The sequence below is a fragment of the Neobacillus sp. DHD-1R genome, from assembly GCF_057747995.1.
The window spans coordinates 2,776,879-2,799,600 of record NZ_CM173232.1 but is presented as its reverse complement, the minus strand read 5'-3'; the positions used below and the strand labels follow the sequence as shown (position 1 = coordinate 2,799,600).

Below are 22,722 nucleotides of genomic sequence, written 5' to 3'. Positions count from 1 at the left end.
ACCTACTACTTAATAATCTCTAGTTCTTTGGCAACCTGTTCAATCTTTTTGTAGTTATCATTTTTCGTTTCAACAAAGGAATCGGTTTGGAACAAATCAGCAATGTCTTTTTGGTCACCTGTAATAGAAAGAAGGGCATCTTTCACTTTTTCCTTCGTTCCTTTGCCAAAGACATCTTCCACATTGCTGTTGATGGTCCAGTTATAGTCGTAATATGCTGGAGTTGTATAGAATACCTTTACTTTACTTGTATCGACTTTTCCTTCTTTTACTGCAGCTTCCCATACGGCTTCGTTCAATGCTCCAGCTTTAAAAGCGCCAGATTCAACAAGTTTGTATGTGGTGTCATGAGAGCCAGAGAAGTTTGGTTTTCCATCAAAGTCTGTATTTGGGTCAATGCCTGCTTCAGAAAGATAATAGCGTGGCATTAAATGGCCGGAGGTAGAGCTTTCACTACCAAACGTAAACGATTTACCTTTTAGATCTTCTAACTTGGTGATATTTTCGGTTGCTTGTGTGATAAAGACAGAATGAAATTCAGCGTCACGTGGTCTTTGAACAATTGATTCAGCATCAGGAACTAGGTTTCTAGCCTGCACACTTGTTAGTCCGCCAAACCAAGCCATATGGATTTCTCCACGTTGAAAGGCAGTTACTAAAGCCGCATAATCAACGGATGGAACAAATTCCACCTTCATCCCTGTTTTATCACTTAAGTATTTCGCAACTGCCGTCATGCCTTTATCAAGGACTGCTGCATTTTGGTCAGGAATCGCACCAATTTTAAAAACTTCTTTTGTTGTTGTTTCTTTTTTTGTATCACTGGTTTTTTCATCCTTTTGACTGCCGCATGCAGCTAATGAAAAGACTAGTATTGCTAATAATAAAATCGAAAGAATTTTCTTCATTAATGTAAGCACCTCTTAAAAATATTTAATCTATCACGCCTTTATCATTATAAAGAAAGTAATATCGTTATTAAATTCATTAAATCTATTTATTAAATAAAAATCAATCGATTTTATCGATATAAAAGCAAAAAAAAACCAAAACCCTAGTTATTTAAGAAAGCCCCTACTGTTAGAGCAGGGGCTTGGAAGGGAATTATTAAACTGTCATTTGTGACCATTCTTCGACATTCCAAACTTTCGTAACCCAATCTTCATAAAAATCTGGTTCGTGGCAGACAAGGACAACAGTGCCTTTATATTCTTTTAAAGCTCGCTTTAATTCGGCTTTTGCCACAATATCAAGGTGATTGGTCGGCTCGTCAAATAAAATCCAGTTACTTTCATTCATCATCAACTTACAAAGGCGTACCTTGGCTTGCTCGCCACCACTAAGTTGATTCATTGGACGTGAGATATGCTCATTCTTTAAGCCACAACGTGCCAAAGCAGCACGCACTTGGTGTTGGTCCATGGAAGGAAAGGCATTCCAGACATCTTCAATAGGTGTCTGGTTTCCTGCTTTTACCTCTTGTTCAAAATAAGAAGGGAAGAGAAAATCACCGCGTTCCACCTTACCCTTTAACGGATCAATTTTTCCAAGCATGGTTTTAAGAAGGGTTGATTTCCCAACACCGTTACAGCCGATGATGGCCACTTTCTCACCACGCTCGAGTGTCATGCTCATTTTCGGTAATAATGGATGCGAATAGCCAATTTCCAAATCTGTAGCTTCAAAAACATAGCGGCTGCTGCTGCGTGATTCTTTAAAACCAAAAGTAGGCTTCATTGCCGTTTCCGGACGGTCAATTCGTTCTAAACGATCAAGCTGCTTTTGACGGCTCTTTGCCCGACCTGTAGTCGAATACCGTGCTTTATTTTTCGCGATAAAATCTTCTTGTTTTTTTATAAATTCCATCTGTTTTTCATAGGCATTAATATGCTGATTCTTATTAATTTCCGCAAGTTCCAAGAATTTTTCATAGCTTGCTGTGTAACGGGTTAGCTTAGAAAATTCTAATTGGAAAATAACATTTGATACAGGATTCATAAATTCAGTATCATGGGAGATTAAGATAAACGCATAGGGATAGTCTTTTAAATAAGAAGTTAACCAACGGATATGTTCTACATCTAAATAGTTTGTTGGTTCGTCAAGTAGAAGCACTTTAGGTTGTTCTAAAAGAAGCTTAGCTAGCAGAACCTTTGTCCGCTGTCCACCGCTAAGGGCTGCTACGTCACGGTCTAAACCAATCGCATCTAGACCCAATCCACGAGCTGCTTCTTCAATTTTAATATCTAATGTATAAAAACCACCAGCATCTAAAGCATCTTGAATTTCACCCATTTTTTCTAAAAGTACTTCCAGTTCTTCAGGAGACGCATCGCCCATTAGTGCGATGACCTCATTTAATTCCTTTTCCTTCTCAAAAAGAGGGAGGAAGGCGTCGCGTAAAACGTCACGCATGGTTCGACCAGCAGTAAGCACGGTATGCTGATCTAAATAGCCATAATGGACTCCGGGTGTCCATTCAACACGGCCGCTATCATGAATCAATTGCCCGGTAATAATATTCATTAGAGTGGACTTTCCGACACCGTTTGCACCGACAAGTCCAACGTGATCTTCAGCTAATAATCGAAAGGAAACGTCCTTAAATAAGGTACGATCTCCGAATGTATGGGATAAATTTTCAACCGTTAGTAAACTCATTATTAAGAAATCCTCACTTTATTCAAGAATTAATACATTATTACATCATACTAGATTTTTAAAGATTCGACTAGATTTTTAACTAGAAAAATACTGTAAATCAATTGGTAAATGTGTGGCCCTTGTTAAATAATGTATAAGTGGTCAATCTAATGGGGTACTTTATTAATAAAAAGGAATAAATTTATGATTGGACTCCTTATTGCCATTATTCTGTTTAATTTCGTTGCTTTTAAATTTAATAAACGGCTTTCCAAGAACCAAATCGTTCATATTTGGCTATTTACGATTTCATTGCAGGCCCTTTTTGATACGTTTATCGAATTTAAGTACTCCGCATACTGGTATTTTGATAAAGAAATTGATTGGGAAGGACTCCTTCCACATATTTTCTTAGTCCCTGCGGCAAATATGATTTTTCTTAATTGGTTTCCTTTTAAAACAACCTTCAGCAAACAAATCGCCTATCTCTGTTTCTTTGTGATTCTCATTTTAATTTATGAACGGGTTACAACGCTTCCCCAGCCATGGGGTTATTTTCATTATGGATGGTGGAAGCTATGGCATGCTGCCGTCCTAGATCCTTTTCTCCTGCTTTTATTACTTGGATTTTATAAGTGGATCTGTCAACTGGAAAAGAAGTTGTTTGTCAAAAGTGAAAAGTAGCCTTTTTTGCCGTTTTTTATCCTATAAATTCATGATGTCTTTATCAAGTTATGAGCTTGTACATATCCTATTATAAAAGAGGGAAGGGAGTGGTTGTTTTGGCGGTTAACCAAGATGGTATTACAATTGGTACCATTTCCGGAGGTATTGTCAACTTTGGTGGAGCTGTTATTATTGCTCCTATATCAATTACAAATACAACGACTGGTAAAAGTGATTCAATTCAGAATAGTACTACCACGCAACTTCCAGATTAAATTCATCTGCACAAAATACGATATCAAGCTTATTAGATACAATTAGACGGAGCATAAGATAGCTCCGTCTCCGTTTTTTTATAAAATTAAGATGCCTTTAAACTTTCAGTCGCATTGCTTTGTTTCATTGGTTTTGCCACATTAAAGACGATGTTTAGAAAAATCGCTGTTAAGCTTCCAGCAACAATCCCGCTATTGGTAAGAATTTTGATGCTCTCAGGCAAATGGTCAAATAAATTTGGCACTGTTGTTACTCCAAGTCCTACACCAACAGAGCAGGCGATAATAAGGAGATTTTCTTGTGATGAAAAATCTACTTTGCTCAGCATTTTTATTCCGGAAGAAATGACCATGCCAAACATTGCAACCATGGCACCCCCAAGAACAGCAGTAGGGATAACCGTTGTTAACGCAGCAATTTTAGGAACCAAACCTAGGAAAATTAATATTCCAGCCGCAGTATAAATTACCTTTTTCTCTTTCACTCCTGAAAACTGGACAAGACCCACGTTTTGCGAGTAGGTGGTATATGGGAATGAATTAAATAGAGCGCCAATCACGCTTGCCAGACCTTCTGAACGATAACCCTTGACTAAATCATTTTCTGTAAGCTTTTTACCGGTAATATCACTTAAGGCAAAATAGACACCTGTTGATTCGACAAGACTAACAATCGCGACCAAAGTCATCGTGATAATAGGTGCCAGTTCAAAAGAAGGGACAGCAAAATGTAAAGGCGTTACCAAATGGAACCATGAAGCCTCTCCAACAGCGGTAAAATCTACTTTTCCCATAAAGAAAGCTGCCATTGTTCCAGCAATCAATCCCAAAAGAATAGAAATAGCACGAATGAATCCTTTAGAAAAGCGATAAAGTAAAATGATGAATAATAACGTACCAAAGGCAAGACCAATATTGGAAAGTGAACCGAAATCAGGACTTCCTTGACCACCTGCGACATTGTTCATCGCAACAGGAATAAGGGTGAGTCCGATAATGGTTACAACAGAGCCTGTCACAACAGGAGGGAAGAACCGAATCAGTTTACCAAAGAATTTGGCGATTAACATAACAATTATCCCAGAAACCAAAATAGAACCATAAATCGCAGAAAGACCATACTGACCGCCAATCGCAATGATTGGACCAACTGCCGTAAACGTACATCCAAGTACAATCGGAAGTCCTATTCCAAAATAACGATTTTGCCAAACCTGTAAAAGAGTTGCAATTCCACTTGTTAGAATATCAAGTGAAACAAGATAAGCTAATTGTTTACCAGATAAATTTAGTGCCCCGCCGATAATAAGAGGGACGATGACGGCTCCAGCGTACATCGCTAAAACATGTTGAATTCCTAAAGAGGCTGTTTTAAATGGATTTTGTTTCATTAGATTAATTCCTCCACTTTTTCTTTAATAAATTGAACTTCTCCGTTTTTTAGGGAAGCTATTCTTGCTAAGGATTCAACTCTAAACCCTTCTTTCTGCAATTTTTCTGCCCCATGTTGGAAAGACTTTTCAATAACAATTCCGATACCAATCACTTCGGCACCACTTTGTTGAACGATGTCTATTAAACCAGACGCTGCTTGGCCATTTGCGAGGAAATCATCAATGATAAGAACACGGTCATGTTCATCAAGGTACTTGTTTGATATGGAAATTTCACTTGTCTCCTTTTTCGTAAACGAATGCACGCTTGCAGTCAGTAAATCTTCCGTTAATGTTAGAGATTTTCTTTTTCTAGCAAACACAACAGGAACGTTCATATATAATCCAGTCATAATGGAAGGAGCAATCCCTGACGATTCGATCGTCACGATTTTTGTTATTCCTTGGTTAGCAAACCGGTTTGTAAATTCTTTACCAATTTCTTTCATTAACACGGGGTCAATTTGATGGTTTAAAAATGAATCCACTTTTAATACATGTTCGGAAAGAACCTTTCCATCCATTTTGATTTTTTCCTCTAGTAATCTCATCTTTGTATTTCCTCCTAAAAAAAATAAAAGCCCAAAGGTCACCGCTCACATCAACAAATGAGTGAGGCAATGACCCTTGGACTTTATGTCCGCAAGGAAAAGAAAAAGCATACAAAATATGCAATATCTCATTACCCACTCATAGTCAGATTGTTAATGGCAATCTGGTAGAAACTCGCGGGCCATATCCCCGCTATTATATGAGTGAAACCTTATTAAGTTATTCACATTATACCATGATATAAGGGCAAATCAATCCTTTTTGGATAAAAAACGAATATTGGAAAGAAATTATCAAATATCATTCGTCTTTTGAAAACGTTTCATCATTCTAGTTGGTTCCATTTCAACAGGTAAGTTTTATTTTTTGTCCTGTTTCTTTTGGACAATATTGACAACTTTATATCCAGGTTTAATTTTGATTTTTTTCGTTCCATTGTTTGTCATGACTTGGTACATCGTAAATTTCCGCGGTTGATGCTCTAACATCTCAATTTTCTTGATGGTTTCTTTACGAAAATATTTGTAGATTTTTTTTTGTTGTTTTTCCTGTTTTTCACCATAAAAGAAATCGTAAGCAAAAATAAATATATAAATAAATATTCCACCTATGATGATGGTATAGAGAGCAGAAAATAAAATAGTCAATGTAGACATCCTTTCAAAAGAGCGGCTGATGTTGTTTTGGTGTGGCTGATAACGGTATATATTGTACATTAAAAACGTTTGGACTGCTCGTCAAAAAATTTATCTTTCAGCAGCAGAAACCTTAATTTAACTGGATCATGAAATAAGATAGAAAAAATGTCCGTTTCCAGTGAACAAATACAAAAAAATATGATAAAGTATATTATAGAAATCTATACATACCAATATTTCAAAGGACACCAGCTGTCCACTTGAGGTGGACAATTGTTTTTGCAGCACTAACAAATCAACGTTTATAAAACGAAGGGGGAATGAAAATTGTCTAGCAACAGTTTAGAGCAATTTTTAAATGAAAATCTTGAAGATTTAAAAAGTAAAGGTTTGTACAACGTCATTGACCCACTTGAAAGCCCGAATGGACCTGTCATTACCATTAATGGTAAAGAACTAATCAATCTTTCCTCTAATAACTATTTAGGATTAGCAACAGATGTCCGACTTAAACAGGCAGCTGCCGATGCAATTGAAAAATATGGAGTCGGCGCCGGTGCTGTTCGGACCATCAATGGGACACTTAAGCTTCATGTTGAGTTAGAAGAAAAATTGGCTGAATTTAAACACACAGAAGCAGCCATTGCGTACCAATCCGGTTTTAATTGCAATATGGCGGCTATTTCGGCGGTGATGGATTCCCATGATGCAATCCTCTCCGACGAATTAAATCATGCATCCATTATTGATGGCTGCAGACTGTCAAAAGCAAAAATTATTCGTGTCAATCACTCCGATATGGATGATTTACGCGCTAAAGCTAAACAAGCCAAAGAGTCCGGTCTTTATAATAAAATTATGGTCATTACCGACGGCGTATTTTCGATGGATGGGGATATCGCGTTATTACCTGAAATCGTTAAGATTGCTGAAGAATTTGACCTGATAACCTACGTAGATGATGCCCATGGATCCGGTGTCCTTGGTGAGGGGGCCGGTACAGTTAAGCATTTTGGTCTTTCTGATAAGATTGATTTCCAAATTGGTACCCTTTCAAAAGCAATTGGTGTAGTTGGCGGCTATGTAGCCGGTAAGAAAAATTTGATTGACTGGTTAAAAGTTCGCAGCCGTCCATTTCTTTTTTCCACATCGTTAACACCTGCCGACGTGGCAGCAAGTAAGAAGTCAATTGAGATATTAATGGAAAGTACAGAGCTAAACAAAAAGCTTTGGGAAAATGGCGATTACTTGAAAAAAGGGTTAAAAGAATTAGGATTTAATATTGGTAAAAGTGAGACACCAATTACACCATGTATTATTGGCGAAGAAACACTCACACAGCAATTCAGTAAACGACTAAATGAAGAAGGCGTTTATGCGAAAGCGATTGTATTCCCAACGGTTCCACAAGGTACTGGCCGTGTCCGCAATATGCCAACTGCTGCCCATACGAAAGAAATGCTGGATCAAGCTATTACAATTTATAAAAAAGTCGGTAAAGAAATGGGAATTATTTAACGATAAAAGCTAAAACACGTTGCCCGATCAGGTGACATATCTATAACGAAAAAGAAACATTCAGCATAAGTGAAGAGGACGGAGAACGACGATGAAGCGGATTTTAATCACAGGTGCTTTAGGGCAAATTGGGTCAGAACTTACCTTAAAATTAAGAGAAATCTATGGTGCGGATAACGTTATTGCAACAGATATCAAAAAAAATGATAGTGAGGCTGCCCAAAGTGGGCCTTTTGAGACCGTTGATGTGACTAATTTAAACCAAATGATGGAGGCAGCCAAAAAGTATAAGGTTGATACGATCATGCATTTAGCGGCCCTCTTATCAGCTACGGCAGAAGAGAAGCCCGTATTTGCTTGGAATTTAAATATGGGCGGGTTGATGAATGCACTGGAAACTGCTCGTGAATTGAATGCCCAATTTTTTACGCCGAGCTCGATTGGTGCGTTTGGGCCATCAACACCTAAGGATGCCACTCCGCAGGATACGATTATGCGTCCTACTACGATGTATGGAGTTAACAAAGTCGCAGGGGAGCTGCTGGCTGATTATTATTTTCATAAATTCGGTGTCGATACACGCGGATTGCGTTTCCCTGGCTTAATCTCTTATGTCGCCTTACCTGGCGGCGGGACAACGGACTATGCTGTTGAAATTTATTATGAAGCAGTCATAAATGGCAGATTTACATCCTACATTGATAAAAACACTTACATGGACATGATGTATATGCCAGATGCTTTGAATGCCATTGTAGACCTCATGGAAGCAGATGGGTGCAAATTGAAGCATCGCAATGCCTTTAACGTCACGGCGATGAGCTTTGCGCCTGAAGAAATTGCCGCCAGCATTGCTAAGTATATTCCAGACTTTGAGATCTTCTATGCTGTTGATCCAGAACGGCAAAAAATTGCTGCTAGCTGGCCCAATTCCATTGATGCCACTGCCGCAAAGGAAGAGTGGGGCTTCAAATTTAATTATGATTTAGACAGTATGACGAAGGAAATGATCGAAAAGCTTCGTCAGAAACTATTATAGAGATAAGAAATGCGCAAGCGCCCTGTTCAGCGGCGTATGGCCTCCTCGGAAAAGCTAACGCTTTCCCTTCGTGCGATGCCAATGCTGCCGAAGCCTCCCTTATGGAGCGCTCCAACTGAGATAAAGGAAACACGAAGAGCCGGAGGCGATTCGATGTTGACTTATCGTAGGGCGGAGAGCGAAGGACACTAGCCGCTAGGGTGCTGGAGCTGGACAATTTTCAAAGATTTTTATACTTTCTTATCTTACAAGATAAAAACAGCGAGGGCATTTAAGCCTCGCTGTTATCGTTTTACGTATATAAGCTTGTCTTTTTTCTCCAAAACCCGACCTACGATGGCTGCATTGATGACTCCTAAAGAGTGAAGTTGGTCTACATAACTTCTAGCATCCTCTTCATTCATGGATACAAGTAATCCTCCAGAAGTGATTGCATCGCAAAGGACAAGCTCTTCTTCAGGAAGGATATCCTCGTAAACCGCATCATCACTTAACCATTTATGATTGGATTTAGAGCCTCCAGGAACGACCCCATTCTTAGCTAGTTCAAGGGCACCATCAAGAATAGGAACCTGACTAAATGAAATTTCAAAGCTCACATTACTTCCACGTGCCATTTCACTGCCATGTCCAAGTAAACCAAATCCTGTAACATCTGTAACGGCATTAGGCTGATAGTTCATCAACACTTCTGCTGCTGTCTTATTCAGCATTGCCATTGTTTCCGTTACGATTTGCTCCTGCTTAGGAGTAACTGCATTTCTTTTTATTCCTGTAGTTAAAATGCCTACACCGATTGGTTTTGTTAACACAAGTACATCACCAGGCATAGCTCCGACATTTTTCCAAAACTTAGCTGGATGTACAATTCCTGTAACAGAAAGACCGAATTTTGGTTCCTGGTCATCAACTGAATGGCCGCCAACTGTTAAAGCACCAGCTTCTTTCACTTTATCAGCCGCTCCTCGAAGAATGGCAGTTAGCATGTCAGCACCAAGTTTTTTAATTGGGTACCCGACAATATTAAGGACCGTTTTCGGAGCACCGCCCATTGCATAGACATCGCTTAATGCATTGGCAGCAGCAATTTGTCCAAACATATAGGGATCATCCACAATGGGAGTAAAGTAATCTACAGTTTGAATCAGTGCAATTGAATCTGTTAATTGATATACCCCCGCATCATCAGATGTTTCATTTCCAACAAGTAATTCAGGGACAGGTTCTTGTTTAGGTAATTGACGCAAAACTTGCGCCAGGTCCTCAGGACCGATTTTGCAGCCTCAACCAGCTTTTGTGGATAAAGAGGTTAGGCGAATATTCTCTTGTTCACTCATCATGTCCACCTCCATTTTCATAGTATACATCTTTCGGATAAAATCCGCACGAAACGTGCAAAATTGCAGAAGAAAAGAGGGAGGGATTAGGTTTTAGGATTTCATTATCAGTAATATTATTATGTAAACTGATAATTAAAAGATGAAACCTAAACTGGAACTTAAGGCAGGGTAATATATCTATTTTTACCTGATCCGTTTCCTGCTTTTGAGATAAAGATTTCTAAAATACCATTTGTAAAAGCAGCAGTTACTTCCTGTTTAGTAATAGAAAAAGGAAATTCAATCGATCGAAACCTTTTGGATTGAGATGCAGTAGGGGGGTATCTTACTGCAGAAATGTTTAACTTTTTTTCTTCTATATATACCTTAATTTCAGATGCTTCAAAATCGCTCAGCATGGCTTCTACAATCCATTCATTTGCTGTTTCAAAAAGGTCGATTTGGAACTGTGTCTGATCATAATAAGATGTAAGCGGGTCCAGAAAATAGTTTTCCAGCCACTTTTCCACATCATTAAAATCAAAAGTTTGATTTGGTGGATGTTTCTTTTTTTTCATAGTTAATCCCCCTTGCTCGTATCATTTTATTCTCTTCGTCATAAAACGTGAAACTCATATGGTATAATAAGACAAAAGTAGTGTAAGTGAAGGAGTTTTTATTGTGAAAGAATGGTTACGCTCAATCCCACCAGTCCATGAGCTTCAAAATCATAGTAGGTTTATTCAACTTCTAAGCGAAAATCAACTAGATCATTCTCAGCTTACGAAACAAATAAAAGATGTATTGGATCAAATAAGGGAATTAATTCTCCAAGATAAATGGGTAGGGGCCATACCAGGGACGAACCAGTTTATTGAAGATTTGTTTCAAAATCTAGAATTCAACATAAAGAAGCAGTTCTCTTATACTTTAGAAAATGTCATTAATGCGACAGGAACGATTTTACATACCAATTTAGGAAGAGCAAGATTAAGCGAGAATGCCATCCATCATGTGGTTGAAACAGCTCGAAACTATTCCAATCTTGAATATAAGCTAGCTGAAGGAGAACGTGGTTCACGTCATAGTCATGTGGAAGCCCTATTAAGAGAAATTACTGGTGCAGAGGCAGCTATGGTCGTGAATAACAATGCTTCCGCTGTTTATCTTGTTTTACGGGCTCTTGCCAAAAATAAAGAAGTTATCGTTTCGCGCGGACAACTCGTTGAAATTGGTGGTTCTTTTCGAATCTCCTCTATAATGGAGGAAAGCGGAGCCACACTAAAAGAGGTAGGGACAACTAATAAAACACATCTTTATGATTATGAAAAAGCCATTTCTTCTGAAACCGCCATTATTATGAAGGTTCATACAAGTAATTTCAAGGTGATTGGGTTTACTGAATCCGTTGATACCAAAGATCTCGTACAGTTAACCAAGAGCTCTGAGGAAATTATTTTTTATGAAGATTTAGGGAGCGGTGCCTTGTATGACTTCAGAAAACATGGTATTGGTGATGAGCCTGTCGTGAAAGAGGTTATCGAAATGGGGGCCGATGTTGTTACCTTTAGTGGAGATAAGCTGCTTGGCGGTCCACAAGCGGGTATAATTGCGGGTAAGAAAGAGCTTATTGATCAATTAAAAAAACATCAATTGGCACGAGTGGTTCGGGTCGATAAAATGACCTTAGCGGCCCTTGAGGGAACATTAATTGATTATGCTCGCGGGGAAACAGCGTTGCGAAATATCCCAACCATTCGTGATTTATTAGTTACTATTCATGAATTAGACGAAAGATCACACGTTTTTGTTACAAACTTGTTACAACGAAATAATCGTTTTCAGGCAAGAATTTTTCAAGATTCAAGCCAAGTGGGTGGAGGAACCATGCCAGATGTTTTGCTGCCAACTATGGTCATTGCGTTAAAATATGACTCCCTAACGGCAGAGCAGCTGGGCAGCAAGTTACGAACTGAATCAAAACCCGCAATCATTGCTCGTATTCAACGGGACGAATTTATTATTGACCTTCGAACTGTTCCAAAAGAAGATGAAGGCTATTTATTAGATGCATTGGTCAACGTGAACCCCTCTTGATGTAAGAGGGGTTTTTCTTTATAATTCGGTATCTTTAATTATCACTGCCTAGTTCCAGCACTCTGCAGCTGACCAGTGCTCTTCCGCTTTTCTTGTTACATATCATGGTGTGAATTATGTTTTTGGCGTGTGTGGTTGCGATTCTTTACTTTTTTAGAACCGCTTAATGGTTCAGGTTGTCCTGATTGTTTCGGAGCATTTTTCCGCATATCTTTACCATCGTTTTTGTTCATTTTTCATCCCTCCTCATTAATAGGATGCAGTCCTTAAATCTTTTTATGCTGAATAAATTTTGTCGTTCTGTGCAATTTAACGGTAAATAAACGAAGGAGTGAGATTGAAAAATGCAGAAATACCCATACAATAAGGACAAACAACAAGCTTTCCAAGCAGCTCAACAAGGTTTTGAGAATGCGCAAGGCCTTTTTGAAACGATTGTTAACGATAGCGCAAGTTATGGTCACCAGTTAAAGCATTTAAAAGATGAAGTGAATGAAGCCTATCAGCAAATAGAAAATGCACTTGAAGTCGCGTCTGAACATCAAAGAGCCCAATTAGAACAATTCCAACAAGATTTGCAAAATATAGTGGCCGAAGTAAATCAAGAATAACAGTTAAAAGCAGGGGGAACTCCTCCTGCTTTTAACTGTTATTGATTCTTTTTCCGTTTTTTATTGTTCATTCTTTCTTTTGCGGATAATTCTGGCTCACTTGCCAATTCCTCATTGAAACCGGCTCCTACGCCTTGCCCCTTAGCAGCATTCATCCCTGGAATTACATGATTAGACTTTCGCTTTGCCATTCCAATCACCTCCCTTTTTATAATATTTCCCCCTTTACTTAATTAATGACAAAATAATAGTTTTTTGCGATAATATTGAGGAAAGGTTTCGTTTTCCTAAAATTCAAAATTTACTTCATCATAAGAGTCATTCACAAAACATTCTGAACAAAATACATAAACAACATAAGAAAAACTTATCAATCACAATAACTTTCTTGTTATTTACTTATGTAATCGGTTGTATTAAGATTGGAATTGTGAGAAAAGTAAAGATGGATGGGAAAATTCAAACTTTTTAACTTTTCGTTTATTTTCTGTATTCTATGACGAATAAGGGGGTTTTTACAGATGGTAAAAAATGATGTATTTAACGCGCGAGCTTCCTTTGAAGCCAACGGTAAACGTTACCACTATTACCGTTTAAGTGCATTGGAAGAAGCCGGTATTGGCAAGGTATCGAAATTGCCATATTCCGTAAAAGTTTTACTTGAATCAGTACTTCGTCAATATGATGGCCGTGTCATTGCTAAAGAACATGTTGAAAACTTAGCAAAATGGGGAACTGCAGAGCTGAGAGAAGTGGATGTTCCATTTAAGCCAGCACGTGTTATCCTTCAAGACTTCACAGGTGTTCCAGCAGTCGTTGACCTTGCTTCCTTAAGAAAAGCAATGGCTGACCTTGGCGGGGACCCAGACAAAATTAATCCAGAGAAAACGGTTGATCTTGTTATTGACCACTCCGTACAAGTTGATGCATACGGTTCTGTTGATTCTTTACGTATCAACATGGATTATGAATTCGAACGTAATGCTGAACGTTACCAGTTCTTAAGCTGGGCCCAAAAATCGTTTAACAACTATCGCGCTGTTCCACCAGCAACAGGTATCGTTCACCAAGTTAACCTTGAATACTTGGCAGATGTGGTCCATGTAGCTGAAGTGGACGGAGAATTAGAAACCTATCCAGATACATTAGTGGGAACGGATTCCCATACAACAATGATTAACGGTCTTGGCGTTCTCGGCTGGGGTGTTGGCGGGATTGAAGCAGAAGCAGGTATGCTTGGACAGCCATCTTATTTCCCAGTTCCAGAAGTTGTCGGAGTTAAACTAATTGGTGAACTTCCTAACGGTGCAACTGCGACAGATCTTGCTTTAAAAGTAACACAAGTGCTTCGTAAACATGGTGTTGTAGGTAAATTCGTTGAATTTTTCGGACCTGGTGTATCTTCATTACCACTTGCTGACCGTGCAACCATTGCCAATATGGCTCCTGAGTATGGGGCAACTTGTGGTTTCTTCCCGATTGATGATGAATCCCTTGCTTACATGCGCTTAACTGGTCGTGATGAAGAGCAAGTTAAGGTTGTAGAAGCATATTGCAAAGCAAATGGATTGTTCTTTGATCCAGCTTTAGAGCCAGTTTACACAGATATTGTAGAAATTGATCTTTCAGTGATTGAGGCAAATCTTTCTGGTCCAAAACGTCCCCAAGATTTAATTCCTCTCTCAAAAATGAAAGAAGAATTCGTAACAGCGGTTTCTGCTCCACAAGGAAACCAAGGCTTTGGCTTGCAAGCAAATGAGCTTGAAAAGTCAGCAACGGTTAAGTTCAACAATGGTGAGGAAACTTCTATTAAAACTGGTGCAGTAGCCATTGCTTCGATTACTAGCTGTACAAATACATCTAACCCATATGTCCTAGTAGGGGCAGGTCTAGTAGCTAAGAAAGCTGTGGAATTAGGAATGGAAGTTCCAAAATTCGTAAAAACTTCTTTAGCACCAGGTTCAAAGGTTGTAACCGGTTATCTTCGTGATTCAGGTTTACTTCCTTATTTAGAAGAAATCGGCTTCAACCTTGTTGGGTATGGCTGTACAACTTGTATTGGAAACTCTGGTCCATTAAAAGAAGAAATTGAAAAAACAATTGCTGAAAACGACCTATTAGTTACATCTGTCCTTTCAGGTAACCGTAACTTTGAAGGACGTATTCATCCACTTGTAAAAGCAAATTACCTTGCATCGCCGCCACTTGTTGTCGCTTATGCACTTGCAGGTACCGTCAACATTGATTTTGCTACTGAAGCAATTGGTAAAGATAAAAATGGCAAGGATGTATTATTCAAGGATATCTGGCCATCAACTGCTGAAGTAAATGATGTCGTGAAAAAGACCGTTACTCCAGAATTATTCCGTAGAGAATATGAGAACGTATTTGGAGACAACGAACGATGGAACGAAATTCAAACAAGCAATGAGCCATTATATACTTGGGATGAAAATTCTACTTATATTGCAAATCCACCATTCTTTGAAGGTTTATCACCAGAACCAGGTGAAGTAGAACCATTAACGGGATTACGAGTGGTTGGTAAGTTTGGTGACTCTGTCACAACTGACCATATTTCACCTGCCGGAGCAATTGGTAAAAATACACCTGCCGGTAAGTACCTATTGGAAAAAGGTGTTCAACCTCGCGACTTTAACTCTTATGGTTCTCGTCGTGGTAACCACGAGGTAATGATGCGCGGAACTTTTGCAAATATTCGTATTCGTAACCAAATCGCACCAGGTACAGAAGGTGGTTTCACTACTTACTGGCCAACAGGCGAAGTTACATCGATTTATGACGCTTGCATGAAGTACAAAGAAAACGGCACAGGCTTAATGGTTATTGCAGGCAAGGACTACGGAATGGGCTCTTCTCGTGACTGGGCTGCGAAAGGGACAAACCTTCTAGGCATTAAAACTGTCATTGCTGAAAGCTTTGAACGTATTCACCGTTCAAACCTTGTGTTGATGGGCGTGCTTCCACTTCAATTCAAAGAAGGCGAAAACGCAGAAACCCTTGGCTTAACTGGCAAGGAAACGATTGATGTTCAAGTGGATGAAAACGTAAAACCACGTGACCTCCTAAAAGTTACTGCTACTGACGAAGCTGGAAAAAAGAAAGAATTTGAAGTTCTTGTTCGTTTCGATTCTGAAGTTGAAATTGATTACTACCGTCACGGCGGAATTCTTCCAATGGTTCTTCGTGAAAAATTACAAGCATAAGGATCAATAGGAAAACACCATGTCGAAATCGGCATGGTGTTTTATTTTATCTGTTTTCCAATATTTGTTTGACAAAAAGGGATGTGATTAAATAAAATGAAATTATCAAACGAAAAGGAATGAATAAAGGGCCGATGAAATTATAATCTTATTTTTTCAGAACATCATTCGATAATCGAAAAATGTTGAACCTGAAGAATAGGATTAGTCTGTCCTTATTTATGTCCTGATCGTAAAACCTATAACAAACCTTTTTAGGGTTCTTTGTTGATTTTTTTAGGTGGATATTGATCAGACTATGACATAAAACTCTCTTCAGGTTCCGTTGAAGGGAGTTTTTTTATGCAAACAAATCAAATGACTATATTAAAAGTACTTGGTTTAGAAAAAAGTTTTCATTTACAAAAGGTATTGGACCAGATCCAATTTGATATTAAAAATGGAGAGAGAATTGGACTTGTGGGCTTAAATGGCACGGGTAAAACCACATTGGCTAATCTCCTTATTGGCAAACTAAGCCCGGATAAAGGAAGGATTGAGAAAGCTCACGATTTAAAAATGGGTTATCTATCGCAGTCCATTGATTATGAAGTTCATGATTTTCACGAAACGTTTTCGAACCATGCAGAGGAGGAACTTTTCCAACACACTCGTGAATTAGGTCTAACTAAGATTAATGATTGGCAGGGAGAACGTCTGAACCATTTAAGTGGTGGCGAAAAGCTAAAGCTAGCTCTATCATGTGTTTGGGCATCCAAACCGGATTTTCTAATCTTGGATGAACCGACGAATCATTTAGATTTTAAAGGGATCACTTGGTTGATTTCAGAATTAGAAAAGTTCCCTGGTCCTGTTTTAATCATCTCACATGATCGACATTTTTTAGATAAAACAGTCAGCCGCATATTTGAATTAGAAAAAGGCAAAATAAATTTTTACAATGGAAATTATAGTGACTATCATAAGGAAAAACAACGGCAAATTGAAAACCAGCGTCATCAATATAGTGTACAGCAGCGAAAAATAGAATTAGTTGAATCGCAAATGGAGCAATTAAAGACTTGGTCCGAAAAGGCTCACAGAGATTCTACCAAAAAGGACACTAGCCCTTCAAAAAGACAAAATGGCTTCAAGGAATATCATCGGGTAAAGGCTAAAAAACGGGACAATCAAGTCAAATCGAAAATGAAACGATTGCAAAGTGAACTAACTAACCATCAAATTAAGAAGCCGATTGAGGAAGCTGCAATTAAATTCCAGTTTGACATCAACGGAAAAAGAGGCAAGCGAATTATCGAGGCGAAGAGTTTAACAAAAGCATTTGAAAAGCGAATACTCTTCCAAGGCTGCCAATTTTACATTAATCACGGGGAACGAATCGGGTTCTTAGGAGAAAACGGCTGTGGTAAAACAACGTTAATTAAACTAATACTTGGCCTGGATGCCCATTTTGATGGTGAGTTGTGGAGAAGCGATTCACTAAAGATTGCCTATTTAAGTCAGGATGTAGCCGATCTACCATCTGATAAGACCGTTCTTGAAGCACTTGGATTTATGGATAGACAAGACATCCTTAAGGCAAGAACCTACCTTGCCAATTTAGGACTGAAGGAACAGGATATAAATAAGCCAATTGAGACATTAAGTCTTGGAGAACGAACAAGAGTAAAGCTCGTCGATATGTTAATGAAGGAATATGATATTCTTATTTTAGATGAACCAACAAACCATCTCGATTTGCCAAGCAGAGAACAGCTTGAAAAAACATTATCAGAGTTTACGGGTACGATCATCACGGTTTCACATGATTTTTATTTTTTAAATAAACTTTGCGATCGTCTGCTTGTATTTGAAAATCAAACGATTAAGCGTTATGAAATGAAACCGGATGAATATCTCTCCAAGGATGAAAACAATCGTCGTGAACCTTCGAAGGAAGAAGCGCTATTGATTATTGAAAATAGGATCGCTGCGCTTTTGGGGGAACTCGCATTATTGGATCAAAAACAGACAAAATATCAGGAGCTCGATCGGGAGTTTAACGAACTTTTAAAAGCAAAGAAAAACCTCAAAAAGGAGTAAATATGTCATCAATATTGGAAGCACTATTACAAATCAAGCAAACGAAGCTTGCGTTTTCCATTTTCTTTTTCTAACATAAAGATTCTACGTATTTGTCACAGTATCGGCATATCCAAGCTTTGTTTCAACTAAGAATATAGTGTAAAATCGGAGTAGCAGAAGAATGACGTAAAAGGAGGATTCGGGGATGATCAAAAAAGTAATTGCTGCTGTTATATTAGTTGCCTTACTTACGGTCGCGATTGTACAGGCAATGGATAAGAAGACAGATGCTCCCGAAACAACAACCACTCAAGCATCAGCCAATAATGAGGGACTTTCGATTGGGGCAAAGGCACCTGATTTTGAACTTAAAACCCTAACAGGCGACACCGTAAAGCTTTCAGCCTTAAAAGGTAAAAAAGTCATGTTAAATTTTTGGGCAACTTGGTGCCCGCCATGTAAAGAAGAAATGCCGGCCATGGAACAATTATCAAAGCAAATTGATGAAAATACAGTAATCTTGGCGGTAAACATTGATCCACAATTAGATGTCCAAGGGTTTGTCGACAAAAATAAAATTACCTTTCCCATCCCATTGGATACCGAAGATAAAGTAAATGAGACCTACCAAGTAATCTCGATCCCAACTACTTATTTTATTGACAGCAATGGGATTATTCAGAATAAATATACTGGTTCCATGAAATTGGATGTTATGAAGGATTTTACCAAAAAATTAAAATAAACAAAAGGATGTCTCTAAGGGGTCAGACCCCATAGAGACATCCTTTTTTACTATTATAAGAATTTAAAGGTGTTGGCTTCGAGAATTGTTCAGCTCCAGACCATACGCCGCTGACCAGGGCGCTTCCGCTTTTTTTATAATCGATATAATTTTCAAAAAGTTGTAATAATTGAAATCGTTTCCGGGCATAATAACTGTTAGAATAGGAAATAAGGAAGGTGATAACATGAGAAAGCCTAGAAAACGTTCATTCGCAGAACTAGTATCAGAAAATAAATCAGAACTTTTAAAAGACCGTGCTGCGATCGATAAAATAGAGCAGCGCCTTGAAGAAAAACGCCTCGGAAAAGCTGAGTAACACAAAAGTTTTCCAATCATGATTCCAACCCTATTGGGCAAAATGTAAGTAAGGAGGGATCATGACATGAGTAATCCAAAAAGAGATCATAAGCATTTTACTCCAAGTCATCTTGGGACACAGCCGCGAGGCTTTAGTGGAAATAAAGGAAAAAAGATGAATGATACATCTGGAGAGCATGCACAAGTAATCCAAACTAAAGGTGAATGAATAATTATGTATATAAGACCCATAAGGCATTGGCCTTAGGGTCTTTCTTCTGTTCTATAAATTTTCATCTTTCTACTGTGATAAATTTTGCATTCGGTTACAAACTATATTTGTACCAAAAACACCATAGGGAGGATTTTTACCAATGAATGATAATAATAACAAACCAAATCCAGATGACCGCAGTGATAATGTAGAAAAACTTCAGTCGATGATTCATCATACAATTGAAAATATGGAAGCAGCAGAAGAGTCACTTGCTTTTACCGATAGCGAGCAGCAAAAGCAGCAAATTCAAGCAAAAAATGAGCGCAGACGTGAGAGTATTGATTCATTCCGGTCAGAAATTAAGGATGAAGCACAAAACAACCAAAGTTAACAAAGAATGGACCTGTTCATAAAGTGGACAGGTCCTTCTATTTCATTCCCTGTCCCCTGTTATGGTAAGATATACTGTGAATGTCTACACCGTGGTTTTTTATTAAGTGCCGCGAAGTTTTCACTATTAAAGGTAAAAAGAATTTTTAGATAAAGAAGTGATTATTTTGAAACAACAAGTAAAAAATCGCTCCCATGAACTATTACCTCAGTGGGAAAAAGAACTCAATGAAACGGGCGTCATTTCAAATGAAGCACAGCTCATTACAGCTATCCGTCATGAATCTCATCCGGTTACATTATCAAAACTGTTAACTATGGGTGCTTTATCTCGACTGGGGCGAAATAAAGATGATACATTAGCTGCTGTTTGGCTCGAAAAAGCGGCTAATCTAAATCCTGCCAATCAAAAAGCAAAAGAATTTATGATTCAATCAGAATGGAAAAAGCTCCCTGATCTGTTAACACCTCTTACTTTTCCGCCACTAAGGGAAACGGATAATCGGACAGCAAAAAAGAAAACAGCCGAACAATACATAGAGGTGTGCCAAAGTTTTTTAGGCAAGGCAGACGAGCAACTTCTTGATTTACAAGAAAAAGTGGATATCGCCTCAACGATGATCAATAAGGATCTATTTCAACGGTATCAAAAACTTGCCGATTTACTATCTTCTGCCATTGAGGAAACAGGCAACTTATTAAAAGCTGCAGAAGAATATGATCAATCGATTACAGGGGTTTTTCATACGGCAACCTATTATGACAATTTAAAATTACAGTTGTCTAATGTAGAGTCCATTAAACAATCATGGACAGAGCAATTCCTTGGAATAGATCAAAAAGTCGAAACAGCAGAAAACGCATTAGATGAGCTGCAAAAGATGATTGGAATGGATTTAGTCAAAAAGCGGATCAATGACTTTTATCGGTTTTTAAAGTATCAAAAGCAGCGGAAGGAACTTGGCTTTCAAATTAAAGATGCGCTTAGTCTTAATATGATCTTAACCGGTAATCCTGGTACCGGCAAAACGACTCTCGCAAGGTTATTGGCAAAGATTTATCATGAGCTTGGGGTCCTGCCAAGGGAGGAGGTCATCGAAACAGATCGCTCACAGCTTGTCGGTTCATTTGTTGGGCAAACCGAAGAAAACGTCCGTGCCATTGTCGAACGTTCAATTGGTGGTGTGTTATTTATTGATGAGGCCTATAGTCTAAAACGTGAGGGTCAAACAGGTAATGATTATGGTCAAGCTGCCATTGACACACTTGTTTCACTCATGACTAGCAGTGAATATGGCGGGAAATTTGCTGTGATTCTAGCTGGCTATCCCGATGAGATGCGCTCTTTTTTAAATGCTAATCCAGGCTTACGCAGCAGGTTTCCGCAATCAAACTTTATTCATTTACCTAATTATTCAAATGAAGAGTTAATTAAGATTGCAGAGCATGTTGCTGCTGAGAATGATTATATTTTAACGGATGAGTCGAAAATCGAAATCAATCATCGCCTTGATCAAGAACGGGTGGATGATACCTTTGGAAATGCACGGACGGTCCGTAATGTCGTCTTAGATGCCATTTTTAAAAAAGGGGCCAAAAACATTTCGACAGAAGAGAACTTATTAGACTATATGCTGCTTGATAAAGAGGATTTTCAAGTAGAAAAAGAAATCATTACAGCTTCGCCACAAGAAAAGCTAAACAACTTAATTGGCCTTACCTCTTTAAAAGCGGAAATGCAAACACTCATCTCTTTTGTAAAAATGCAACAATTCCGCAGGAAAAAAGGCTTGCCAACGGTGCCTATCCAGCTTCATTCTGTGTTCACCGGAAATCCGGGTACAGGTAAAACGACAGTAGCTAAAATTTACGCAGAATTCTTAAAGGAATGCGGTATTTTAAAGAGGGGGCACTTAATCGTGGCCAGCAGGGCTGATTTTGTTGCGGGGTATGTAGGTCAAACTGCGGGCAAAACCAAGCAAAAAATTAAAGAAGCCCTAGGCGGTGTTCTCTTTATCGATGAGGCGTATTCTTTACTTAGTCAAACAGCGGGTGATTTTGGTAAAGAGGTTATTGATACACTGGTAGATGAAATGACAAAACAAAATGAAAATCTTGTGGTTGTATTGGCTGGATATCCAAATGAAATGGATCGACTGCTTGAAAGCAATCCAGGCTTGCGCTCAAGATTTAAAAAGTTCTTTCTTTTCCCTGATTATTCCCCAGAAGAGATGCTCGAAATCATGGCTGCATATGCGGAAGGGTTTCAATACCAATTAACGGCTGATGCGAAAAATTTGTTGATTGAGTCGATGAAAGCTGAAAACTTTAAGGGGAATGGCCGCTTTGCCACGAATTTAGTGGATGAAATGATTCAGGCACAAGCGTTACGATTAATGGATTTAGAAGAAGATGAAAGTCTTTTAGAAAGTTCCGTTTTTCTAGAAGTGGAAGATGTACAGAAGGCCTTGAGTAAACTTTCTTAATTTTAGTCAATGAAGGGAACGTTTGATTGTGGATAACTTTTTTGTGTCAAATAGAGAAATACAACTTTATTATGCAGATACGGACATGATGGGCGTTATTTATCACGCCAATTACTTAAAATTTTTTGAGCTGGGCAGGACCGGATTTATTGAAGACCTTGGCTATAGCTATCTCGCGATGGAGGAGTCGGGTTACTTTGCACCAGTCTATGACCTTAAAATCACCTACAAAAAGCCGTTAAGGTATGGAGACCAAGCCTTTGTTAAGACATGGGTGGATTTAAATGACGGAATTAAAACCATTTATGGCTACACCATTATAAATGGAAATGAAGAAATATGTGCGGAAGGAACTTCTACCCACATTATTGTTAAAAAGGAAAATTTCAGACCTACTTCTTTCAAAAAATCCTTTCCAGAATGGTATTTAAAGTATGAAGACGTCAAGAAGAAATAGTTATTT

The 22,722-nt window shown here is 38.5% G+C and carries 23 protein-coding genes and 1 riboswitch; of the genes, 14 read left to right on the top strand and 9 right to left on the bottom strand.

Going from position 1 to position 22,722, the window contains the following annotated elements:
• Window positions 1-5 precede the first annotated feature (5 nt).
• Complete coding sequence (locus tag AC3ANL_RS13520; RefSeq protein WP_488324957.1) at window positions 6-908, bottom strand: putative selenate ABC transporter substrate-binding protein; 903 nt, start codon at window positions 906-908, stop codon at window positions 6-8.
• A gap of 199 nt (window positions 909-1,107) precedes the next feature.
• Window positions 1,108-2,661, bottom strand: coding sequence for an ABC-F family ATP-binding cassette domain-containing protein (locus AC3ANL_RS13515; RefSeq protein ID WP_488324956.1), 1,554 nt, complete (start codon window positions 2,659-2,661; stop codon window positions 1,108-1,110).
• Window positions 2,662-2,847: 186 nt separating this feature from the next.
• On the opposite strand from AC3ANL_RS13515, the gene AC3ANL_RS13510 reads away from it, so the two are divergent.
• Both AC3ANL_RS13510 and AC3ANL_RS13505 read left to right on the top strand, forming a co-directional pair.
• Entirely contained in the window at window positions 2,848-3,327 is a 480-nt protein-coding gene (locus AC3ANL_RS13510) for a CBM20 domain-containing protein (RefSeq protein WP_488324955.1), read from the top strand.
• A 98-nt stretch (window positions 3,328-3,425) separates the two neighbouring features.
• Entirely contained in the window at window positions 3,426-3,584 is a 159-nt protein-coding gene (locus AC3ANL_RS13505) for a hypothetical protein (protein WP_488324954.1), read from the top strand.
• 86 nt (window positions 3,585-3,670) lie between these two features.
• Here the strand turns inward: AC3ANL_RS13505 and AC3ANL_RS13500 are convergent, their stop codons facing one another.
• The 3 genes from AC3ANL_RS13500 to AC3ANL_RS13490 form a co-directional block, all read right to left on the bottom strand.
• Window positions 3,671-4,975 (bottom strand): nucleobase:cation symporter-2 family protein, encoded by a 1,305-nt coding sequence (locus tag AC3ANL_RS13500; protein WP_488324953.1) that lies wholly within the window; start codon window positions 4,973-4,975, stop codon window positions 3,671-3,673.
• Window positions 4,975-5,568, bottom strand: coding sequence for a xanthine phosphoribosyltransferase (locus AC3ANL_RS13495; protein WP_488324952.1), 594 nt, complete (start codon window positions 5,566-5,568; stop codon window positions 4,975-4,977). The genes AC3ANL_RS13500 and AC3ANL_RS13495 overlap by 1 nt, the downstream gene beginning before the upstream one ends.
• A 122-nt stretch (window positions 5,569-5,690) precedes the next feature.
• A riboswitch (purine riboswitch) is annotated at window positions 5,691-5,792 on the bottom strand.
• Window positions 5,793-5,928: 136 nt separating this feature from the next.
• A complete protein-coding gene (locus AC3ANL_RS13490) occupies window positions 5,929-6,216 on the bottom strand; it encodes a hypothetical protein (RefSeq protein ID WP_488324951.1) in 288 nt (95 codons plus the stop codon).
• A gap of 318 nt (window positions 6,217-6,534) precedes the next feature.
• Here AC3ANL_RS13490 and AC3ANL_RS13485 point away from each other — a divergent pair, with 318 nt between their 5' ends.
• Together AC3ANL_RS13485 and AC3ANL_RS13480 are read left to right on the top strand one after the other, a co-directional pair.
• Window positions 6,535-7,725, top strand: coding sequence for a glycine C-acetyltransferase (locus AC3ANL_RS13485; protein WP_488324950.1), 1,191 nt, complete (start codon window positions 6,535-6,537; stop codon window positions 7,723-7,725).
• 91 nt (window positions 7,726-7,816) lie between these two features.
• Window positions 7,817-8,764, top strand: coding sequence for an L-threonine 3-dehydrogenase (locus AC3ANL_RS13480; RefSeq protein ID WP_488324949.1), 948 nt, complete (start codon window positions 7,817-7,819; stop codon window positions 8,762-8,764).
• 284 nt (window positions 8,765-9,048) lie between these two features.
• Here the strand turns inward: AC3ANL_RS13480 and selD are convergent, their stop codons facing one another.
• Complete coding sequence (gene selD / locus AC3ANL_RS13475) at window positions 9,049-10,101, bottom strand: selenide, water dikinase SelD (protein ID WP_488329727.1); 1,053 nt, start codon at window positions 10,099-10,101, stop codon at window positions 9,049-9,051.
• Between the two features lie 161 nt (window positions 10,102-10,262).
• The gene (locus AC3ANL_RS13470; RefSeq protein ID WP_488324948.1) at window positions 10,263-10,661 is read right to left on the bottom strand and encodes an Hsp20/alpha crystallin family protein; all 399 of its coding nucleotides are present in this window, start codon (window positions 10,659-10,661) and stop codon (window positions 10,263-10,265) included.
• Between the two features lie 103 nt (window positions 10,662-10,764).
• Here AC3ANL_RS13470 and selA point away from each other — a divergent pair, with 103 nt between their 5' ends.
• Window positions 10,765-12,180, top strand: a complete 1,416-nt coding sequence (gene selA / locus AC3ANL_RS13465) for an L-seryl-tRNA(Sec) selenium transferase (protein WP_488324947.1) — start codon at window positions 10,765-10,767, stop codon at window positions 12,178-12,180.
• A 95-nt stretch (window positions 12,181-12,275) separates the two neighbouring features.
• Here selA and AC3ANL_RS13460 read toward each other — a convergent pair whose 3' ends face one another.
• The gene (locus AC3ANL_RS13460) at window positions 12,276-12,413 is read right to left on the bottom strand and encodes a small acid-soluble spore protein P (RefSeq protein ID WP_256242528.1); all 138 of its coding nucleotides are present in this window, start codon (window positions 12,411-12,413) and stop codon (window positions 12,276-12,278) included.
• Between the two features lie 111 nt (window positions 12,414-12,524).
• Here AC3ANL_RS13460 and AC3ANL_RS13455 point away from each other — a divergent pair, with 111 nt between their 5' ends.
• Window positions 12,525-12,791: a hypothetical protein gene (locus AC3ANL_RS13455; protein WP_488324946.1), complete on the top strand. Its 267-nt coding sequence runs from the start codon at window positions 12,525-12,527 to the stop codon at window positions 12,789-12,791.
• 38 nt (window positions 12,792-12,829) lie between these two features.
• Here the strand turns inward: AC3ANL_RS13455 and sspO are convergent, their stop codons facing one another.
• Complete coding sequence (gene sspO / locus AC3ANL_RS13450) at window positions 12,830-12,982, bottom strand: small acid-soluble spore protein SspO (RefSeq protein ID WP_488324945.1); 153 nt, start codon at window positions 12,980-12,982, stop codon at window positions 12,830-12,832.
• Between the two features lie 330 nt (window positions 12,983-13,312).
• Between sspO and acnA the strand changes: the two genes are divergently transcribed.
• The 8 genes from acnA (at window position 13,313) to AC3ANL_RS13410 (ending at window position 22,716) form a co-directional block, all read left to right on the top strand.
• Window positions 13,313-16,018 carry an aconitate hydratase AcnA gene (acnA, locus tag AC3ANL_RS13445; protein WP_488324944.1) on the top strand — a complete coding sequence of 902 codons (2,706 nt, stop codon included), beginning with the start codon at window positions 13,313-13,315 and terminating at the stop codon, window positions 16,016-16,018.
• A 357-nt stretch (window positions 16,019-16,375) separates the two neighbouring features.
• Complete coding sequence (gene abc-f, locus AC3ANL_RS13440; protein WP_488329726.1) at window positions 16,376-18,100, top strand: ribosomal protection-like ABC-F family protein; 1,725 nt, start codon at window positions 16,376-16,378, stop codon at window positions 18,098-18,100.
• Window positions 18,101-18,287: 187 nt separating this feature from the next.
• Window positions 18,288-18,827, top strand: a complete 540-nt coding sequence (locus tag AC3ANL_RS13435) for a redoxin domain-containing protein (protein WP_488324943.1) — start codon at window positions 18,288-18,290, stop codon at window positions 18,825-18,827.
• Between the two features lie 226 nt (window positions 18,828-19,053).
• Window positions 19,054-19,185, top strand: coding sequence for an FbpB family small basic protein (locus AC3ANL_RS13430; protein ID WP_488324942.1), 132 nt, complete (start codon window positions 19,054-19,056; stop codon window positions 19,183-19,185).
• Between the two features lie 66 nt (window positions 19,186-19,251).
• Window positions 19,252-19,395 carry an acid-soluble spore protein N gene (locus AC3ANL_RS13425; protein ID WP_488324941.1) on the top strand — a complete coding sequence of 48 codons (144 nt, stop codon included), beginning with the start codon at window positions 19,252-19,254 and terminating at the stop codon, window positions 19,393-19,395.
• 145 nt (window positions 19,396-19,540) lie between these two features.
• Window positions 19,541-19,774, top strand: a complete 234-nt coding sequence (gene tlp, locus AC3ANL_RS13420; RefSeq protein ID WP_488324940.1) for a small acid-soluble spore protein Tlp — start codon at window positions 19,541-19,543, stop codon at window positions 19,772-19,774.
• Window positions 19,775-19,931: 157 nt separating this feature from the next.
• A complete protein-coding gene (locus AC3ANL_RS13415) occupies window positions 19,932-22,259 on the top strand; it encodes an AAA family ATPase (RefSeq protein WP_488324939.1) in 2,328 nt (775 codons plus the stop codon).
• Between the two features lie 85 nt (window positions 22,260-22,344).
• Window positions 22,345-22,716, top strand: a complete 372-nt coding sequence (locus AC3ANL_RS13410; RefSeq protein ID WP_488329725.1) for an acyl-CoA thioesterase — start codon at window positions 22,345-22,347, stop codon at window positions 22,714-22,716.
• The last annotated feature ends 6 nt before the right edge of the window (window positions 22,717-22,722 follow it).

Excerpts from the sequence above, each read along its gene's own strand:
- AC3ANL_RS13520 (WP_488324957.1), bottom strand. The coding sequence starts at position 908 with ATGAAGAAAATTCTTTCGATTTTATTATTAGCAATACTAGTCTTTTCA.
- AC3ANL_RS13430 (WP_488324942.1), top strand. The coding sequence starts at position 19,054 with ATGAGAAAGCCTAGAAAACGTTCATTCGCAGAACTAGTATCAGAAAAT.
- AC3ANL_RS13495 (WP_488324952.1), bottom strand. The coding sequence starts at position 5,568 with ATGAGATTACTAGAGGAAAAAATCAAAATGGATGGAAAGGTTCTTTCC.
- AC3ANL_RS13425 (WP_488324941.1), top strand. The coding sequence starts at position 19,252 with ATGAGTAATCCAAAAAGAGATCATAAGCATTTTACTCCAAGTCATCTT.
- AC3ANL_RS13470 (WP_488324948.1), bottom strand. The coding sequence starts at position 10,661 with ATGAAAAAAAAGAAACATCCACCAAATCAAACTTTTGATTTTAATGAT.
- AC3ANL_RS13500 (WP_488324953.1), bottom strand. The coding sequence starts at position 4,975 with ATGAAACAAAATCCATTTAAAACAGCCTCTTTAGGAATTCAACATGTT.
- AC3ANL_RS13515 (WP_488324956.1), bottom strand. The coding sequence starts at position 2,661 with ATGAGTTTACTAACGGTTGAAAATTTATCCCATACATTCGGAGATCGT.
- sspO (WP_488324945.1), bottom strand. The coding sequence starts at position 12,982 with ATGGCAAAGCGAAAGTCTAATCATGTAATTCCAGGGATGAATGCTGCT.
- acnA (WP_488324944.1), top strand. The coding sequence starts at position 13,313 with ATGGTAAAAAATGATGTATTTAACGCGCGAGCTTCCTTTGAAGCCAAC.
- abc-f (WP_488329726.1), top strand. The coding sequence starts at position 16,376 with ATGACTATATTAAAAGTACTTGGTTTAGAAAAAAGTTTTCATTTACAA.
- AC3ANL_RS13510 (WP_488324955.1), top strand. The coding sequence starts at position 2,848 with ATGATTGGACTCCTTATTGCCATTATTCTGTTTAATTTCGTTGCTTTT.
- AC3ANL_RS13455 (WP_488324946.1), top strand. The coding sequence starts at position 12,525 with ATGCAGAAATACCCATACAATAAGGACAAACAACAAGCTTTCCAAGCA.
- AC3ANL_RS13410 (WP_488329725.1), top strand. The coding sequence starts at position 22,345 with ATGATGGGCGTTATTTATCACGCCAATTACTTAAAATTTTTTGAGCTG.
- AC3ANL_RS13460 (WP_256242528.1), bottom strand. The coding sequence starts at position 12,413 with ATGAACAAAAACGATGGTAAAGATATGCGGAAAAATGCTCCGAAACAA.
- AC3ANL_RS13480 (WP_488324949.1), top strand. The coding sequence starts at position 7,817 with ATGAAGCGGATTTTAATCACAGGTGCTTTAGGGCAAATTGGGTCAGAA.
- AC3ANL_RS13435 (WP_488324943.1), top strand. The coding sequence starts at position 18,288 with ATGATCAAAAAAGTAATTGCTGCTGTTATATTAGTTGCCTTACTTACG.
- tlp (WP_488324940.1), top strand. The coding sequence starts at position 19,541 with ATGAATGATAATAATAACAAACCAAATCCAGATGACCGCAGTGATAAT.